Annotated in this window: 16 protein-coding genes; 14 read left to right on the top strand and 2 right to left on the bottom strand. The window is 53.1% G+C overall.

Translation table 11 applies throughout. The features are described 5' to 3' along the window. Positions 1–311: 311 nt before the first annotated feature. The 11 genes from L248_RS06835 (at position 312) to L248_RS06785 (ending at position 15252) form a co-directional block, all read left to right on the top strand. A complete protein-coding gene (locus L248_RS06835) occupies positions 312–1616 on the top strand; it encodes an adenylosuccinate synthase (protein ID WP_022529411.1) in 1305 nt (434 codons plus the stop codon). Between the two features lie 219 nt (positions 1617–1835). Continuing rightward, positions 1836–5159: a SpaA isopeptide-forming pilin-related protein gene (locus L248_RS06830; protein WP_022529409.1), complete on the top strand. Its 3324-nt coding sequence runs from the start codon at positions 1836–1838 to the stop codon at positions 5157–5159. Between the two features lie 141 nt (positions 5160–5300). After that, a complete protein-coding gene (locus tag L248_RS06825) occupies positions 5301–5648 on the top strand; it encodes a PadR family transcriptional regulator (protein ID WP_022529408.1) in 348 nt (115 codons plus the stop codon). Further along, positions 5641–6459 carry a DUF1129 domain-containing protein gene (locus L248_RS06820; RefSeq protein ID WP_022529407.1) on the top strand — a complete coding sequence of 273 codons (819 nt, stop codon included), beginning with the start codon at positions 5641–5643 and terminating at the stop codon, positions 6457–6459. The genes L248_RS06825 and L248_RS06820 overlap by 8 nt, the downstream gene beginning before the upstream one ends. A gap of 268 nt (positions 6460–6727) precedes the next feature. Further along, positions 6728–7366 (top strand): nucleoside/nucleotide kinase family protein, encoded by a 639-nt coding sequence (locus L248_RS06815; protein ID WP_040535343.1) that lies wholly within the window; start codon positions 6728–6730, stop codon positions 7364–7366. Positions 7367–7432: 66 nt separating this feature from the next. Then, positions 7433–8713 carry a glycosyltransferase family 2 protein gene (locus L248_RS06810; protein ID WP_040535340.1) on the top strand — a complete coding sequence of 427 codons (1281 nt, stop codon included), beginning with the start codon at positions 7433–7435 and terminating at the stop codon, positions 8711–8713. 10 nt (positions 8714–8723) lie between these two features. Continuing rightward, positions 8724–11606, top strand: a complete 2883-nt coding sequence (locus L248_RS06805) for a non-ribosomal peptide synthetase (RefSeq protein ID WP_051999886.1) — start codon at positions 8724–8726, stop codon at positions 11604–11606. Between the two features lie 6 nt (positions 11607–11612). Further along, complete coding sequence (locus L248_RS06800; RefSeq protein ID WP_022529403.1) at positions 11613–12794, top strand: MFS transporter; 1182 nt, start codon at positions 11613–11615, stop codon at positions 12792–12794. A 165-nt stretch (positions 12795–12959) separates the two neighbouring features. Continuing rightward, on the top strand, positions 12960–13496 hold the full coding sequence (locus L248_RS06795; protein WP_022529402.1) for a TetR/AcrR family transcriptional regulator: 537 nt from the start codon (positions 12960–12962) through the stop codon (positions 13494–13496). Next, entirely contained in the window at positions 13496–14554 is a 1059-nt protein-coding gene (locus L248_RS06790; RefSeq protein WP_022529401.1) for an ABC transporter permease, read from the top strand. Before L248_RS06795 ends, L248_RS06790 begins: the two co-directional genes overlap by 1 nt. 14 nt (positions 14555–14568) lie before the next feature. Beyond that, positions 14569–15252, top strand: a complete 684-nt coding sequence (locus L248_RS06785) for an ABC transporter ATP-binding protein (protein WP_022529400.1) — start codon at positions 14569–14571, stop codon at positions 15250–15252. Positions 15253–15387: 135 nt separating this feature from the next. On the opposite strand, the gene L248_RS06780 is transcribed toward L248_RS06785, so the two are convergent. Continuing rightward, positions 15388–15588 carry a helix-turn-helix domain-containing protein gene (locus tag L248_RS06780; protein ID WP_022529399.1) on the bottom strand — a complete coding sequence of 67 codons (201 nt, stop codon included), beginning with the start codon at positions 15586–15588 and terminating at the stop codon, positions 15388–15390. Positions 15589–15779: 191 nt separating this feature from the next. On the opposite strand from L248_RS06780, the gene L248_RS06775 reads away from it, so the two are divergent. Continuing rightward, positions 15780–16541: a CPBP family intramembrane glutamic endopeptidase gene (locus L248_RS06775; RefSeq protein WP_022529398.1), complete on the top strand. Its 762-nt coding sequence runs from the start codon at positions 15780–15782 to the stop codon at positions 16539–16541. 21 nt (positions 16542–16562) lie between these two features. Beyond that, on the top strand, positions 16563–17252 hold the full coding sequence (locus L248_RS15145; RefSeq protein ID WP_022529397.1) for a CPBP family intramembrane glutamic endopeptidase: 690 nt from the start codon (positions 16563–16565) through the stop codon (positions 17250–17252). A 367-nt stretch (positions 17253–17619) separates the two neighbouring features. On the opposite strand, the gene L248_RS06765 is transcribed toward L248_RS15145, so the two are convergent. Beyond that, the gene (locus L248_RS06765; protein WP_155828584.1) at positions 17620–18579 is read right to left on the bottom strand and encodes a translin family protein; all 960 of its coding nucleotides are present in this window, start codon (positions 18577–18579) and stop codon (positions 17620–17622) included. Between the two features lie 75 nt (positions 18580–18654). On the opposite strand from L248_RS06765, the gene L248_RS06760 reads away from it, so the two are divergent. Beyond that, on the top strand, positions 18655–19197 hold the full coding sequence (locus L248_RS06760) for a hypothetical protein (RefSeq protein WP_022529395.1): 543 nt from the start codon (positions 18655–18657) through the stop codon (positions 19195–19197). Positions 19198–19216: the final 19 nt, after the last annotated feature.

Below are 19216 nucleotides of genomic sequence, written 5' to 3'. Positions count from 1 at the left end.
CACTAGCTTCGCGTCGCCGCCCGTTTTGCCGGAGCTTGCGGAGCTTTGGCACGGCGCCCGGCAAGCTTTGTCACCTGTCCGTGGCGATCCCAGCCCAAACCTGCGGAGCCCGTAGTCACCCGGACCCGAGACCAGACACTAAATTCCTGAGCCGCGCCAATTTTCACGAATGATTACAACTGCCCAGCCGACATCGATTCGGCTTTGCGTTGCCAAATGAACGTCAAACTGGTATTATCAGCTGGTGTGATTTTTTAACCAGAACGAACGCGCGCCAGTCGCGCGACAATAATAATTTGAGGTGGACATTCATGACAGCAACGGTCGTGGTCGGGACCCAGTGGGGCGACGAAGGTAAAGGTAAAATCACGGATTTTCTCAGCGCAGGGGCACAGGCAATTGCCCGCTACCAAGGCGGCGATAACGCCGGACATACGATTAAGACAGATGGGCAAACGTATGCCTTGCGCCAAATCCCGTCCGGTATTTTGTATCCGGACAAGACGGCAGTGATCGGTAACGGCGTCGTCATCAACCCTGAGAGCCTGGTGGAAGAGCTGCACCGCCTGCACGATGCCGGTGTGACCACGGATCATCTGAAGATTTCTAACCGCGCCCACGTGATCCTGCCTTACCACATTGAGCAGGACAAACTGATGGAGAAGGCCAAGGGCGCCGATAAGATTGGCACGACCCACCGGGGGATTGGCCCGGCTTACATGGATAAGGCCGCCCGCATCGGGATCCGCATGGCTGACCTGATTGAAGCCGACACCTTCAAGGAGAAGCTGCAGGAGAACCTGGCGGCGAAGAATGAACTGTTCACTAAGATCTATGGCGGTGCACCGCTGTCCTTCGACGATATCTACGATAAGTTCTACGCTTACGGCCAGGAGCTGGCGCCGTTCGTCACCGACACCAGCGTCGTCTTGAACGACATTCTCGATGCCGGCCACAACGTGCTGTTCGAAGGCGCCCAGGGGACCATGCTGGATATTGACCAGGGGACTTATCCTTACGTGACTTCGTCCAACCCGGCGGCCGGCGTCGGTTCCGGTTCCGGCGTGGGCGTGACTCACATCAACCGGGTCGTCGGCGTGGCCAAGGCGTATACCTCCCGGGTGGGCGATGGCCCGTTCCCGACGGAGCTGCTGGACAGCATCGGCGATACGATTCGCGACGCTGGTCATGAGTATGGTGTCGTTACTCACCGTCCTCGGCGGATCGGCTGGTTTGACGCCGTGGTCCTGAAGCACACCAAGCGGGTGGCCGGTCTGACCGACCTGGCGCTGAACTCCGTAGACGTTCTGACCGGGTTGAAGACCGTGAAGATCGGCGTGGGGTATAAGCTCCACGGCCAGGTCATCCAGCACTATCCGGCGAGTTTGAAGGAGCTGGCCGCCTGCGAACCGGTGTATGAAGAAATGCCCGGCTGGGACGAGGATATTTCGCACTGCACGACCCTCGCTGAACTGCCGGCTAATGCCCGCAACTACGTCCTGCGGATCCAGGAACTGGTCGGTGTGCCGCTGCTCACCTTCTCGGTTGGCCCGGATCGGGAACAGACCCAGGTCCTGCGGGATGTTTGGGAACAAGCCCCGGCATTTGCCCAGTAAATAACATGATTACTCAGCGCTGCCCGTTCTTTAAGGCAGCGCTTTTTTGGTGTCTCAACGCGCTCATGGCCTTGCGCCGGGTAAGGGGCAAGGCTACCATGGAATTGTATAACAACTGTCATGTCAGTTTGGGGGCTGGGATGGAAAAACAGAAGGAAAGCTGGCAGTGTCAATTTGCACAGAAATGGGACAATTCTTCATCGTATTGGTAATTGGGTGATGGTGTTGATTCTTCTTATCGGCAGCTTGGGCAGTCTGCCCACGGCCGTCGTGGACGCCGCCGGGCCGAATATCACTGGTTTGACGGCGGACGCCGCGGCGGTGACCGACCCGACGACCAACAAGACGGTGAGCCATACGGCCGTCCTGTATGCCTATAATGCCTACGACGTCACCTATCAGTGGGCGGCGGCTGATGATCAAACGATCAATGGGCAGACCACGGCGACGTTCACCTTGCCGAGCAACTTGCAGATCAAAGAGACCCAGCAAAAGGATCTGTCTTTCGATAATCAAACCGTTGGGCATTTCTCTATCAAACCAGGCAGTCACACGGGCACGATTCAGTTCAATGACGCCCTGCAGAGCTTGAAAGACCGCCACGGCAGTTTTAGCTTCATTGCGTATGGGTCGACTGATGGCGGTAATAATCATCATGCCCAGATCAACCAGATTGGCTGGATCAGCGGCCGCCAAGGCGGCAATACCAACGACACCAGTAAGGACGCGACCCAGCTGACGTGGAACGGGGCGGTGAATCCCGGGACCAGCACCTGGGCACAGGCGGTAGCCAGTTTCACCTTGAGTCCGAACCAAACTTACCAGTCCGCGACCATTACCCACGGTCAATATCCGAACAACGATATGACTAATCCGTTTCAAAGCGCCGGCACCTTGGCCCCGAGTGCCTATACAGTCACACCGGTACCGCAAGCCGACGGCGGCACCGTTGTCCAATTTACGTTTAAGCAGCCCGTTCATGAAGCCATGAATTTTGTCCTCCTCACGAAGCCCGCGGTCATTGAAAATCAGGCCAACACCTGGACAAGCGCCATGACCATGAAAGCAAGCACCTTAGCTCAACCGCTCACGGCGAACGCCACCGAGACGGACGGAACGACCAGCCACGTTACGGCAGACAAGCTGGATTCCATTATCCTGACCAAAAGGAGCGCAGCGGATCAGCGGGTACTGCCCAATGCCCAGTACCGGCTGGTCAATGCGGACAAAGTCCCCGTGACGAAGGACTATAACGGGCAGGACATTACGACGTTGACTACCAGCACTGACGGGACGCTTAAGATCGGCAGCCTGGTCATCGGTACATATTATTTAATTGAAACGAAGGCACCAAACGGCTATCAACTGGACACGACGCCTCAGCGGGTCGTGCTGCCCCAAGGCCAGGGCGTTGATCACCCCGTGGCGGTGACCGCGACGGATAAACCCGTTGCCCCTCAGCCCACGACGGGGACCGTGGCGATTACCAAGGTCAATCAGCAAAAGCAACCGCTGGCCGGGGCCGCTTTCGCCCTCATCAATACCCATAAAAAGCAGGTCGGCCAAGCCGCGACGGATAAGCAGGGGCAGGCGGTGCTGGCGAAAGTGCCGGCGGGCAAGTATACGCTGCACGAAACGAAAGCCCCTGATGGCTACCAAGCAGCGGCGGACCAGTCCGTCACTGTGACGGCTGGCCAAACGGCGAAGGTGACGGTGACCGATGAGAGAACACCGGTCGTACACCCCACGGGGACCGTGCAACTGACAAAGACGGACGGGCATGACCCAGTGGCCGGCGCGCGTTATCAGCTGGCACCGAACGATAAAGACGGGACGGCCGCCCAGACGGCAACCACCGACAAAGATGGTCAAATCACCTTTACTAAGCTGGTACCAGGGAAATACACGCTGACGGAAGTCAAAGCGCCCCAAGGCTACGAACAAGATAAGACGGTTCATCACGTCACTGTGGTCGCGGATAAAACCGCTAAGGTACCCGTGACAGACGTGAAGACGCCGATCGTGCACCCCACGGGAACGGTGCAGCTGACAAAGACGGACGGGCATGATCCGGTAGCTGGCGCGCGTTATCAGTTGGCACCGAACGATAAAGACGGTACGGCAGCTCAAACGGCGGTGACCGATAAGGTCGGTCAAATCACCTTCGCCAAGCTGGTCCCAGGGAAATACACGCTGACGGAAGTCAAAGCGCCCCAGGGCTATGCACAAGATAAGACGGCCCATCACGTCACTGTGGTCGCGGATAAAACCGCTAAGGTATCTGTGACAGACGTGAAGACGCCGGTGGAGCCGACGGTTGGGACACTGACGCTAACGAAGACGGATACCCAGGGCCAGCCTTTGGCCGGGGCGGTCTTCACGGTGACCGGGCCTTCCGGCACCCCGGTCGGCGATTACACCACGACCCAGTCGGGCCAAGCGACCGTGGCGAAACTCGCCCCTGGCCAGTATACGGTCCAGGAGAAGACTGCCCCCCAGGGCTATCTGCGCAATACCCAGCAGTATCAGGTAACGATTCAAGGGAAGAAAACGACCGCGCTGACCGTGCCGGACGAAAAGACGCCGCCGACGCCCACGCCGATCGTGCCCAGCGGTCCCGGGACGCTGATCCTGACGAAGACGGCCGCTGATGATGGACAGAAACCGGTCGCCGGTGCGCAGTACACGGTCTTGACCGCTTTAGCTCCGGCGCAGCCGGTGGCCAGCGGGATCACCGATGCCCAGGGCCGGGTGGTGATCAGCGGTTTAGCCCCCGGCAGTTACCAGGTGCGGGAGACCCGTGCGGCGGATGGCTACGCCTTGAATACGCAGTCTTATCCCTTCACTGTCACGGCCGGCGGCACTGCTACCGTGACGACCACCGACAAGCCCGCCGCTCCTATCAAGCCGGCGACAGCGACACTGCTGCTGCAAAAGACGGCCGCTGATAAACCGCAGAAACCGCTGGCAGGAGCGACCTATGCCCTCTATCGGCAGACGAGCAAGGCGACTGTTAAAGTTGCTGCCCGCCAGTCGGACAACAACGGTATCATGCGGTTCACCGGCTTATCCCAAGGCCATTATCTCTATAAAGAAGTGACGCCGCCCAGCGGTTATGCCATCGATCCGGAGGCCCACCCGGTGACAGTCCATCCGCACAAACAAAAGACCGTAAAGGTGCAGACCAGTGATCCGCCGGTACCCGTGCCGAACCCGACACCGAAGCCAACACCAGGCCCAACGCCAAATCCGACACCGAACCCAACGCCAACCCCACAGCCGAGTCCGCAACCCGCGCCAGCGCCAACACCGGTGACACCTAGCGCCGGTGGTGGTGCGACGGCTAATGGCAGTGCGGCAGGCCAGTCCGGCGTGACCACGCTGGGCACCAAGACGAACGAGCGCCAAGGGGCCCACGGTACGCTGCCGCAAACCGGTGACGTTACCGAGGAACTCTGGCAGTACATTGGCTGGACCTTAGTCTTGAGTAGTTTGCTCGCCATCGGTATTTGGTGGCGGCCGCGCGCTAAAAAGAACGCATAATGATTGGAACGTATGAACCCGGCAGAAATGCCGGGTTTTATTTTCTTCAGCTAGTAGGTATTGCCAACTAGTCATGGGCATGATAAAGTAGGCTTATCAACTAGTTGGTAATACCTAATAGTCGACCAGGGAGGTGCTGGCATGGCCCAGGATATGCAAAGTCAAATGCTCAAAGGAGTCCTGCAAGGCTGTGTCCTGATCATTCTCAGTCACGGCGAATACTACGGGTACACACTGAGCCAAGAACTGGCCCAGTACGGCTTTGCCGGCATTCCCAAGGGAACGATTTACCCGCTGCTCTTGTCCTTGGAGAAGAAAGGCCTGATCACCAGCGAACTGCGGGCCTCCCCGGACGGGCCTGACCGGAAATACTACCACGTCACGCCGGCGGGCCAAGCGGCCCAGGCCAACTTTCTTACCCAGTGGCATGCCTTAAGCGACCACGTTAATCAACTGCTGACAGCCAAAGGGGGCAATGACCATGACTAAGAACGCGACCCAATTGACCAATGATAATAACCGGCTGCGGGAGCAGCTGAATGCACCCAATAAGAAATATTACGAAGATTTGTTACTGTACATTCGGGGGAAGTCTTTTCTCAAGGACAGCCAAGCGGTAGAGCAGGAGCTGCTCACGATTCTCACAGATATTCTGGCGGCCCAACAGGACGGCGTGACCGCAGAGGCGTATTTTGGCCAGCGACCGCAAGAGACGGCCGACGCGATTCTGGCCGAAGTGCCCAATCACTGGCTGGGGGTGGTCAAGATGTACGGGTGGCTGCTGCTGTTCGTAGTACTGATCATGCTGCTGCCCGCCCTGGCCATCGCGACTGTGCCGGTCGACGCGGGCACCTTGCTGCTGACGGCGGCTTATTGGCTCAGCGCCGCTACGGTGGTCGTGGCGGCGATTGCCCGGTCGACATACCGGCCGCCGCACCGCTGGACCACGCTCTGGCGCATCCTGGGTATCATGGTGCTGCTGATTCCCGGGTTCTTAATCGCCACGCTGCTGAAAACACCGTGGCGGATATATCTCAGTGGTGGTGTGGGCATTGCAGTGATCCTTCTCCTAGTGGCCGGCGGCGCCATTGCACTGTGGCGGGAACCGGACCGGCAGATGTGGCTGCCGTTTGTTCCCCTGATGATCGTTATGGCACTGAGCGGTATTGTCACCCGGGTGCCGGCGTGGCAGAAAGGACTGCTGGACACGACGCCTGGACAGATCACATTGGGAGCAGTGATCGTCGCTGGGCTCCTGACTTTTTATGGCCTGACGTGGAGAATGGTGCGAAAGCAGTGATCCACTGAAGGCAGTATTCTGATAACTCACGCCACAGCTGGCAAGAACTTGATGTGACTGATGAGAATAGCCCCTCCGGCCGGGGTATTACGAAAAGGGCAAGGAAGCACGCATGGTCAAGAAACGGGGCGTTTCTTGACCATGCGTGTATTTTTTTGAAGAAAAATGAAATATTGGGTTGTATGGAGATGAAGCATGGAGTAATATCTCAGTCAAGGACATTTAGGCCTCAGAGCATAGTAAGAAAATGGTATCCGGAGGAGACATTATGGCAGAAGGTAAGATTATTCTGGTGGAGGGAATCTCGAACTCGGGGAAAACAACACTTTGCAAGTACATGCGCGAGCGTGATGGATACACAGTTGTTCCAGAAGCCATTCGATACTTGGAAAGACGATTGGATGCGCCAGGTGATGACATTCTTAACGTGCCGCAGTCGCGGGAACAAGAAATCCGCAATCAAGATATCCTGTTCGATTTGGAGTTTGAGAAACTATTCGACGCAAACTACAGAATCAAACACGGGCAGAATGTGGTGATAGACAAGTCTGCGTATTCTATTGTGGCAACGGCGTACGCTTTCAGAAAACGAGGGTTGGTTCCAGATGCTTATGAACTGGCAGAAAAACGTTTTTTGAAGTTTTGGGATAAAGTTCATGAATACCATCTGCGATTACCTGATTGCAATTTGTTGTTGCGAGCTGATGCAGAAAAATCACAACAACGTAATTTATCTCGTAGCCATATGCTTCGTTCAGTTTGGACAGAGGAGTCAACCCGATCTGGTCAGGAGACTTCCCTGGAAGAACAGTTTAGTCGCCTGGGAAATTCTGCTGTGTTGTTGGAAACAACTGGTTTATCTCCGGAAGAGGTATACAAAATGGCAACAGCCGCGATCAGAGATTAGTAGAACCAAGTGTGGACCCTACATGGGCAACAATTGAACGTGAGCGTAAATAAGGAGGTATCGTATATGACGTTGACAGGAATTGCTCTGATGATTTGCTTGGCACTCTTGGCTCAGCTTTCGTGGCACATGGTCAGAAACCATATTGTTATTGAAAGATTAGAAAGCCTGCAAAATAGTAAACGGCAGGAAGCGGGCCAGAAGACCGAGACTCCAGAATTGTTTGTTGTTATTCCCTGCTTGCGTGAACAGACAACAATTCTGGACACCATGGACTACTTTCTTGAGCTTACTTCTAACAGTGAAAATATCCATCTCGTGATTGTAACCACTGAAAAAGAAAAGGCTGAAGCGAGGTCATCGGATTACGTAACGACGTACTCTGTTATTCGAAAAAAGATTACTGGATCATTAAGATACAGCGGGGTTACGTTGCTTAATTATCCGAAAACCGACGGGATGATGGCGCACCAACTAAACTACGCCGCACGCTACATCAAGGAACATTCTCACGCAAATTGGTCAAAAAGCTACTTCGTTGTTTACAACGCCGATAGCCGACCAGGAAGAAATGTGTTTCGCGAGGTGTACGCCAAAGCGTTTGACCGCTCTTGGCCCAAAGTTATGCAGGAGTATTCAGCTTTTTTCCTAAATTTGGATAGTTTGAGCCCGTTAATGCGTGGATTCGCCGTTTACCAGACAAATTTCGAGTTAACGAATGGATACACCAACTCTATTCTGTATTCGGATTATTTAAGGTCACATGTTGTTGGACACGGACTGTATCTGCGCTTTGACTTCTTAGACGCAATTGGTGGCTTTACAACCCGGTTTTGGTGCGAAGACATTTACCTAAGCTTTTATTTGCGTAGTATTGGCGTTCGCGCCGTTCCCATTGATACAGTGGAGATCGCTGAAGCACCGAAGTCTATGTCAGTATTGATAAAGCAGAATGCCAACTGGTTTAAAACGTTATCAGAAACGACTAAAATTTACCATTCGTTATCCGACGAGATTTTTAATACACGGGCGTTCTTGTATTGGATGAATCAGTTAAGAGGTGCGGCTGCGTGGGTGTTACTACCATCAGCATACGTTTTGCTGGCAGTTGCACTCCTAGTGACGCAGAATTGGGTAATTAGCGCTTTGTTTTGCATAACTCTTTGGGCACCCACGACCATGCGATATCTGCTAACATTACGATTATTCCGACGTCTGAATATGGATAAAATCGATACAGAGTTTCGGATGTCAGTGTTAGGGTCAGCTGCTTACTTGGTTTCCAATCTAGGGCCATTGTATGGCTTAACTCACCTACATGCTCAGAAATACAAAACAGAAAGATAGGCAATAACACATGAAAATACTTCAAAAATTTATGGATCAGGCCGCTGCCCATCCTACTCAAGTGGCAATCGTGTCGGGAGACACCCACTTGACGTTTGCTGACGTTCTTCACATGGCGGAAGCGGTGCGCGCTCAGCTTGGTCAGGCTGAAAGCACACAAGTCGTGCCATTCTATTTGCAACAGACAATGAATGTATTACCGACAATCATTGGTATCTGGCTTGCCAGGAGAATTCCTATGCCGCTTGTCTCAGCACTTTCAGTTAGGGAGGCAGTTAATCGCGTTACCGACGTTCCCTGGGATACGCTTATCGTCGACAGAGACTCTGCCGTACTTAGCAGCAGGAAGATTGTCTTTGTGGGAAGAGGATCGTCTCTAGGCCCTGCCCAAGATAACACATTCGCGCAGCCCTTTCCGAATGAGACGGCATACATTTTATCCACTTCGGGTAGTACAGGTGTTCCAAAAAAGGTATTTCTAACAGAAGAGAATATTTGCTGGATTCTGGGTGAGTTGTATCCGCTTGTCGAGATGAACGCCGCCTCCCGTTTTCTTTTTTCTACGCCATATTCTTTCGATGTCTCCCTTAGTGAGGTGTTGGCTCCCGTTTTCACTGGGTGTCAGCTGGTATGCTTACAATCAAGTCCTTCAAAAGCAGAGAGCATCCGGGCTATTCCTAAGTTGATTGCCGAAAAGCGTATCACGCATCTGTCGTTATCGCCTTCTTTTGCGGAAGCACTATTAGATATCGCCGGGCCACATGTCTTTGACCAGTTGCACTACCTGCTGGTTGCCGGAGAAGCATTCCCCGTTTCTCTCGTGCAAAAACTGGCTGCAGCCTTAGCGGCCGGCTGCCATGTGTTTAATGTTTATGGACCGACAGAGACCACGATTTATGCCACCCACTACGCTGTTACTGGGCAGGAACGCACAGCTGTACCGATTGGTGTCCCATTTCATGGCGCTGTTGTTAAACTTGTCGATAAAACTGGTCACACAGTACGAGACAAAGGGGAACTGTACATCGGCGGTAAGGGCGTCACATTGGGTTACTTACTGGACGAGGTCAAGAATCATGAGAAATTTGTAACCCAAGATGGCGAACGTTACTATCAATCAGGCGACGACGTCAGTGTCGACGCAGGGGGCCAGATTGTGTTTCTGGGTCGTCAAGATGATCAAGTGCAAGTTAACGGGATTCGAGTTGAATTAGGCGAAATCGAAAGTATTGTCGCCTCACTCCCAGAAATTGTCTCAGTTAAGGTTAAGTATCGGGGAAAACGAATCTATTTGTTCTATATTGGCCGAGCAGATCAGCACAGGGCAATATTGAACAAGTTGCCCGAGTACCTGAATCCCATCATTATTCGGGCTGACTCTTTTCTTTACACGTATAACCGTAAGTTTGACACGAATGCGATGATTGCACAGTATCAGGGGACGGATTCTACCGTTGGGAATGAATCCGTTTATGCACAACTAAAGCAGATATTGGCGAAGTACCAGGTGACCCAGGTCAGTGATTTGGATTCATTGGACACTGTCCGGTTCTTCCTAGACGTGGAAACAGCGTTTTCTACAGCAATTGACGATGCCCGGGTATTTGAACTGGACACGCTCGCCAAATTGACCCACTATATTGAACATCCCGAGGTGGCGATGCCTAATGATATACAGCCCAACGCGTTGATTAGCGAAAAAATTAATCTACGGACGCTAATCAAGAGTCGCCAGTATCAATACAGTGCTGATGTGGTCGCGGCTTCTTCATCACAGCAAAGCCTATTCCTGAAAGGAAAGAAGGCGCTGTACCGGGTCTCTATCGCACTGCCTGAAGTGACGCAGGATGTTGTTGACGCAATCGATACAACGATTCGTCAGCTCATGAGCCGAATCGACATTCTCAACCTTGCGTGGTTTATCAAAGATGAACGGTTGGCATTCAAGACAATTACCAACAATCAACCGATTGTCTTTGTTACCCAACACGGGATGGACGATCAGGATATCGAGAAAGTATTCTATGAAACGGAAGGGTTGCCCATTTTTGCCTGCCTTTTGAATGTCAGTGCCAAACAGTTGGACTTTGTCTTCACTCACCATACCATCGATGCTTCTTCAGCGACGATGTTCCAGGGCCTGTTCTGGAAATTGTACCGGGGGGATCTGACGCTTGCTCAAGTACCTGAGAGCAGTTTTGCCGGCTTCATGAAACTCGTCAAGGAAGCCAATGAGACTACCAATCTCGAAGATGTGGTCGACAAAATCCCGCAGACAAGTGTTGATCTGCATTTGCACAAAATTGATACGAAGCTGTATATTGCCCAATTCCACACCAGCCAACGCGATACAGACAGTATCACCGCCCTCGCTGCCTATATTGTGGCAAAAGCCGTGATTCAGGATCGGGAAGTACCGTCCATTACGGGCAAGCTGGCCTTAAATATTCGTCACTTCGCTGATTTTGATGCGTCTAATGTCATCGGCGATGTTCACGCCACTGTGCCGTTCGAGGTAAGAGACACTGATGACTACGGCACGTTTATGACGCGGTACAAGCAATGGGTGGCTTTTAATCAGACAGGTGTTGATGTTCGCTACTGTTTATTCAACACCGTGGGCGCCCATCAAGAGGCATTGCCGCGGGTGGCCGAACGATGGAACGCAATGAACATTTCTCTGAACTATATTGGTGAAGTGAAAGATCCCGATAGTGAGATCCGAGAAATTCAACAATTGCCATTCAAAGAAAACTACATCACTGTGTTTTCCCACCAAGGAACAATCTCCTGTATTCTCTATGGTGATCTGTTCAGGCAAGCGGACTATTCGATTTGCCATACAAGCGATACGACTGACTTGACTGTCAATGAGCTGACCTGGGAAGGGTAGAAGACCATGGAAAAAGAGAATAGAAACATTGTACGATTGATTGCCCGGGGTCAGACGAACGGCTTTGGCAATAAGATTTATGATTATGCCAACAAGTTGGTTATTGCCGGTCTCGGCAGTCAGTCCAGCTTCTTTATGGGAATGTATCAGGCTAGCGAGACAATTGTGAGCATCATTTTCGACATCTTCGGCGGAGTCATTGCTGACACCAGGGACCGGAAGAAAGTTCTCGTCATCACGGACCTTGCGGCAGCAATTGCGACATTTGTTGTATTTTTGCAGTACAGCAAGTCCAATCCGTGGTTGTTCGTGATTGTCAATGTCATCTTGGCCGTGTTGTACTCATTTAACAGCCCGACTTATAAGGCAATCGTAAAAGACCTGCTGTCCAAGAAAAACATCTACAAATACAACTCCCTTTCTAAAACAATTTCTGAATTGATCAGTGTTGTGACCCCGCTGCTGGGCATGCTGCTCATAACGGCCTTGGGCTTCAAATTTGGCATGCTGGTAAACGCGCTCAGTTTCTTTATCTCGGCCATCATTGAGTGGCGTTTTGAAGTTATCAATACCAGTCCCGTCAAGCCGGGTGCCCATGAAACAACGTTGCATGCGATGAGGGAGGGATTCAAGTACATTAAGAGCGATAAGGGGTTGATGACTGTTCTGATTGCCAGTTCGTTGATCAACTTCTTCTTCGCGGGGTACGAGTTTTCGATTCCCTTTACCAATCAGATGGCGCACTTTGATAATATGTTTGCCTACATATTGATTGCGGAGTCCGTGGGAAATATTGTTGGCGCCTCGCTGAATGGGCTGCTCAAACTCGATTGGTCAATGACCCAATACAGCCGGTGTCTGCTGGGGGTGTCATTGCCGATTATTGCCATTCCGTTCTTAACCTTTCATTGGTCGATGATTTTGATCCTTTGTGGGGTTTCGTCTGGCTTCATGACCGTATTCAACATTCAACTGTTTTCAGATCTTCAGTCTAACGTGAAAACAGAGTATTTGGGGCGAGTCTTCAGTGTGATTTTTACTGTTGCGATTCTCTTTATGCCGGTAGGCACCTATGTGTTTTCAGCCATCAACATCAAAACGTGGCCGGTCTTTGGCCTTGTCGGTATTGGCGAATTGCTGGTGTTCATCTTTATGGCCGGTGCGATTCGAATTTTCAAGATTGATTAGCAAGCTTAAACCGTAACCCATTTCTTGCCTTACCCGGATGATGCAGGGCCCTGCATCATCCGGGTTTCTTGTGTTCAAAAACAAAATGTTGACACCATGTCACTTTTCCTGTAAGATAATTTCTGTTGAGTGACACAGCGTCACTTTTGAAAGGAAGTCAATCCCATGCCCACGTCCACATTTTTGAACCTCAAACCTGAAAAGAAACAGATCGTGACCCAGGCCATCCTGCAAGAATTCTCCGCCTATCCCTTCGCTGACGCCCAAGTAGCCCGCATCGTGAAGGCGGCCGGCATTGCCCGGGGGGCCTTCTACAAGTACTTCGCTGACTTGGCCGACGCCTATGTCTACATCTACAGTGTCGCCATGCGCGATATTCACCAGCAGATCCGCGTGCAGGACACGCCGGGCTACGACGCTGACGGCTATCTGGCCTATGCAGAGCAGTTCCTCGCCTCGCTGGCGGACAATCCGTACAGCGCTTTGATCAAGCGCCACTTCACAGAAAACGAGGGGGCGGTGGCCATTCCCACCGCCCTCAATTCACCGGAACAGCTCGCTGAGCTGGCCGCTCCGGATTGGGCCGCCACCATCCTCAGTCACGAAGTCATTCGGCAAGTGATGCTTTACCCCCGCTTGCACGACACCTTATTGAAGAAATTCGCCACCGCACTCCACCAACTGGAAGGAAGTCACCGTTAATGTACTTGGCTTGGAAAGAAATTAAACACGAAAAATTGCGTTATGGCCTGATCGTCGGGATGATCCTGCTGATCAGTTACTTAGTTTATATCCTGAGCGGGCTGTCCTTCGGCCTGGCGCAGCAAAGCACCGAGGCCATCACCTCCTGGGGCGCCCAGAGTGTCATTCTGGATAAAGACGCCAACACCAGCCTGCAGCAGTCCATGCTGACGAAAAGCCAGACGGATAAACTGACGCTGACGAAGAAAGAAAGTTACGTGGGCCAGACACCCGTTGTGACCAAACAAGCCCAGCACAAGAATGTCTCGGCCCAGTTCCTAGGGCTGGATTGGGCCCAGTTCATCGGCACCAAGCTGACACTAGTCTACGGGCATAAACCGACCAAAGCCAACCAAGTCGTGGTCGACGATGCCTTCAAGACGGACGGCTACGCCCTGGGGGATAAGATTCAGTTCAATTCCAATAAGGACCATTACACCATCGTCGGCTTCACCCACAATGCCAAGATCGACATTGCCCCGGTCGTCTACGGCAGCCTGAGCACGTGGCGGGACTTGAAGAAATTACCGGCCACCTTCACCGCCAGCGGCATCATTTCCCGCGACGCGGATTACAGCACCGGGATCGCCCAACTAAAGACGTACCCGGTGAGCACATTCATCAATAAGCTGCCCGGTTACAGCGCCCAGAACATGACCTTCACCTTCATGATCGCCTTTCTGATGATTATCTCCCTGGTGGTCATCGCTGTGTTCCTGTACATTCTGACGATTCAAAAGATTCCCAACTACGCGGTGTTGCGCGCCCAAGGGGTACCGTCCGGGGTACTGGTGAACAACACCATCAGCCAGGCCCTGCTGCTCGTCTTCGGCGGGTTGGCGCTGGGCAGCAGCCTGACGGCGTTGACCGCTAAATTATTACCCGCGGCCGTGCCCATTGCCTTCAATTGGCCCATGCTCATTGGCGTTACCGCCGGCATTCTGCTCACCGGTGTCGTGGGGGCCTTGATCCCCGTGAAACTCATCCTCAAAGTTGATCCCGTTACGGTCATTAGCTAAAGGAGCCGCTTAATATGACAAAAACCACCACGATTGAAATGCACCATATCGATAAAACATTTGGTCACGATACCAGCAAGATCCAAGTGCTCAAGGACATCGACTTCACCGCCCAGAAAGGCGAGATGAGTCTGGTCATCGGGCCCTCCGGTTCGGGTAAGAGCACCTTTCTCACCATTGCCGGCGGACTGCAGACGCCCACCGCGGGCACGGTCACAGTGGAGGACACACCGCTGACGACGATTCCCGTGAAACAGCGGGATGCCCTGCGGCTGAACAAGATCGGCTTCATTCTCCAGGCCTATAACCTGGTGCCGTTCCTGACGGTTCAAGAGCAATTCAGCTTCGTGGACCGCATCAAGGGGACGACGCACATGGACCCGAGCGGCTTGGCGGCCCTCTTAGACGACCTCGGGATCAGCGACCTGGTGGACAAGTATCCCAGCGAACTGTCCGGCGGCCAGACCCAGCGGGTGGCCATCGCCCGCGCCTTGTATCCTGACCCGGAGATCGTCCTGGCCGACGAGCCCACGGCGGCCCTGGACAGTCAGCGGGTCGCCGTGGTCGGCCAGCTGCTGCACGACCTGGCGAAGAAGCACGACAAGTCGATCATTGTCGTTACCCACGACATGCGCCTGGAACAGTTCGCGGACCATATCTACGAGATCCTGGACGGGACGATGCGCCAGGCGAGTTAAGCAGGAAGAAAGGACTCATAAGTCTACCCGCTGAAACCGCCGGGTGCTCACCGTGAGTGTCCGCCCGAAGCTGACAGCGAACGCAGCGAATCCGAGGGTGAGAAAGCCGAGCTGACGCACCAAGTCCGCCGGGGGTCACGCCGTTGGTCCAGGCCATCCCCGGTAGAAGCGGGCGAGGGCACTGGCGTGGGCGATGTCCGGGACGGACTGGCCGCTTTCCCACTTGGCGATGGCTTGGCGGGTGACGCCGGCGCCTTCTGCGGTTTGTTCCAGGGTGTACCCGAAGTGGGCGCGCAAGTTTTGCAAGTTCCCGGCCAAAGGTGATTTTTCTGACATAGCTGATTCCTCCGTTTTCTGCGATCATGCATACCCTTATCATACCGGGCCCGCCGCCCAGAACAACCCGCCGCCGTTACCATTCGGCGTTAACAGCGGTTGCCTTACGATGTTGTAAGACCGGCGCCCCTGCGTTGGGGTCCAGCGGCAGGAACGTTATAATGGGAGACATACAGAAAGGAGCCTGTCCCATGGCCTCATACCAAGTACCGACAGAAACCCGGCTGCCCATGCCCCATCAGGAGCCGCCCCGCCGGTCCATTCGCACCCTCAAGGATCTGGTGGTCCGCATCGTCTGGCTGGCGGTGGGACTCGCCCTGGTCTTCATTCCGCAACTGCCGATGTCGGCGGTCTTGATCATGAAAAAAGAACATCACCCGGCCAGCACCCCGGTCTTCATTGCCTTGCTGGTCCTGATGATCGTCCTTTACGGCGGGGCCATCTGGGCCGTGCGCCGCTTGATCCGCCAATATACCAGCCAGCCCCTCGTGCGCCGCTGGGAAGCGCGGGACTGGCTCTACCTGGGCGTCGGCTACCTGGTCATGCTGGGCACGAAGCTCCTGCTCATTCCGTTCTACACGGGCACGTCCGGGGAGAAAATGACCCAGAATGACGCGGCCATCCAAGCGCTTCTGAAGAATGGCAACCAGATGGTCATCATGATCGTGCTCATGACGGTGTTCGCGGCTCCGATCATTGAAGAGATGGTCTTCCGGGGATACGTGATGACGGCTTTTTATACGAAAAATCCCATCTGGCCGATTCTTATCTCGGGGATCTTGTTCGGGGCCGTCCACCGCAACGACAACTTGGCCGGGACACTAATCTACGTGGTCTTGGGCATGATTCTGGCCTATGTGTACCGGCGCACGGGGAACATGGGGGTCAATATCGGCCTCCACTTTCTCAACAACGCGCCGATGTTATTGATTGGGCTGCAAATGCTGAAATAAAGCGACGGGAGGTGATCGGTCATGACTGAGGACAGCTTGCTCTACCGCTTCGGTGAATCGGTGAAGCGCGTCTTCTTCTTCTCCGTCTACTTCCTGATCATGGGCTGGTACCAGGCACCAGCGCAGCTGCCGGAGCTGGGCCTGACCACCGCCTGGATGCGGGACCACGACGGCTGGCTGGCGCTGGCCGCCCTGGCCCTGACCGCGGCCATCGTCACCTTCTTCAGCAACCGTTACCTGCACATGCTGCATCAGTGGAACCCCAAAGACTTCGGCCGGCACGCGCGGAAGTGGCAGAACTGGGTTGCAAGCGCGGCGGCCGCCCTGCTCATGGCCGGGCTCGTGTATCTCGGCACCCGGCCGCCGCTGTCCGGGTACGCCGCCGTGCTGAAGGGGCAGTGGGCGGTGATTCCAATCACCACACTGGTCGGCCAGCTGGTCGGGGCGCCGCTCATCGAAGAGCTGACGTACCGGGGCATCTTCATGAATTATTTCTGGAACCGGGATAATGTGGTGTTCCGCATCCTCACCGTTCTGTCCAGCGCGGTCATCTTCGGCCTGCTCCATGAGTTCTCCTGGTCTTTGGCGCTGCTCTTCTGGTGCGCCGTCGGCCTGGTCTTCGCCACCTTGTACGAGGTCACCCGGGATCTGCGCTTCCCGTGGCTGGTGCATGTGCTGGCGAATGGCTTGCTGCTGTATTTGTTGCGGTGAGAAAGGTGACGCTGTTTGCGTATTGAGAAGTTTCAAGTCAAGAACCATAATGCGCTACGCGTGGCAGGGTCTACGATCTTTTAAGGCTGTGTTGAAAGAGACGCCCGTTGATTCCGCCTGGCAATGAGGTGACAGTCGCCGCATATTTCAAGATCTGCGCTCTGTTGCTCAACGTGTCTGATGAAGCGGATGTTGGTATGCAGGCACGGATGCACATACTCAAAAGATGGCAGTACTGCTTGATGTTGTCATACCATGCAAAACCCGCCAGATCAAAAAAACAGTGACGCGTCTATGCCTTCCCCTCTTGATGGCGGTTACATGATGCTGTATTCTGATGTCACAACATCAATAGGAGTGATGGCAATCAAGAAACGGCATGTATCAATTTAGGCCAGGTGGCACTCACCATCCTCTCGTCCCATTCACTGTCAAACAGGTCGAGTGCATCATAGACTCGGTGAAGGATGATTTGTGCCTGGATGGTCTCACCCTGGTTGAACGCAATAGCCGCCTCAAGCACCTTACGATGAATTGAGAATTGCATCTTCTTCTGAAGAGCTGTCACGTCACCGCTTAGGCGTAAGAGGTATGCCGCAGTATGATCTGCTGGCAAAGAAATAATTAGCTGCGTGGCCACGTCGAGTGAGATGTTGCCGACTGAGTTGGCGTTATCCAACGATTCGATGAACGTTAACGCGCGCAGATACAAATTCTGTGCCACCCAGATCAAATCTTCCTTGGATAAAAATGAAGGAAGCCACCGCAAGACGTGCAAGTCATAGGACAGCCAATTAGGCTGTTGATGAAAATAAGCCATAGCAAATGCAACATCTGTGTCAGGCAGTGGCTTGTCGTGCATCATCGCAAGGGCTGCATTTACGACAATCGCATCCAAGTGGCGATAAGGCAATGCTGCTTCATGTGTCGCTGGAGACTCGAAGAACTTTTGTAACCTGAGAAGTGCCGACACATCACGATTTTCGTAAGCCGAGCTAATCGATTGAAAAAAGCGTGCAACCTGTGTGTGATTAAAGCCTTGTTCACGAGAAAAAAATTCAGACGGATCAATGCGTAAACGGTCGAGCAAAGGGAGAACATCGATCAGATACGGGGACGTTGTGTCTGACTCGAAACGATGCAACGTTGACGTATTGATGAGACCCTCGGCGGTTGCAGTCGCACTGAAATGTCGATTGTCGACTCTGAACCAGTGAAAAGTTTTGCCAGGCGTAAAGCGCATGATAATCCCTCCAAAAAGGTAAGTATGCGAAAGGAACAGTTTAACGGTTGAAATGATTTTACGCGCCATGTCGTCTAATGACAACCATAAAATCCTTTTGTTCCACACCCATGAGATTGTGAGCAGCGTGCGCCAGCAAAAAACAAAGGAGTGATTCACATGAAATATGTAAAGATTGGGTTCTTCGCTCGGATTATTGTCTTGGCTTCTGCTTTATTGCTGTTCGCAGGTATTCTGGCGCCAGCAACACGGGCGTACGCTGCAACAACAAACACAGATACTCAACAGAGCTCAAAGACGGCATCAAATGTGAACCAGACAAACAGCACACAAATGATTGTGCCTGCTGGCGGTGGCGGTGACACGTATTTCAAGTATGCAGGAAATTGGAAATTTTCACAGTCTTGGAGTGGCGACATGGCCACCGATATTCTCATTCGCAGTGCGGAAACGTCGTTGATCCTCGACTTACTGCCAATCCCATATGGCGTAGGAAAAATCGCCGGCATTACCATTGCAGTTAAGGGCGTTTACGATGCTTTAGCCTTTGGTAATGGTGGCGCACACAATGTCTATTACACGGTAGACGAATACTACGATGTGTCATCAAACTATTCGTATTTCTTGGATGTGATTAACTATTACACAAATAGTAGTCATACGCATTTCATTCGACAAGAACAAGCCGTTTTTTATTCCTAATGCTACTGTCACAAAAGAG

Origin of the sequence: Schleiferilactobacillus shenzhenensis LY-73, from assembly GCF_000469325.1 — a bacterium.
In the GTDB taxonomy this organism is placed as follows: Bacteria; Bacillota; Bacilli; order Lactobacillales; family Lactobacillaceae; genus Schleiferilactobacillus; species Schleiferilactobacillus shenzhenensis.
Note: the sequence above shows the minus strand (reverse complement) of the source record. Positions and strands in the feature narration are given on the sequence as shown.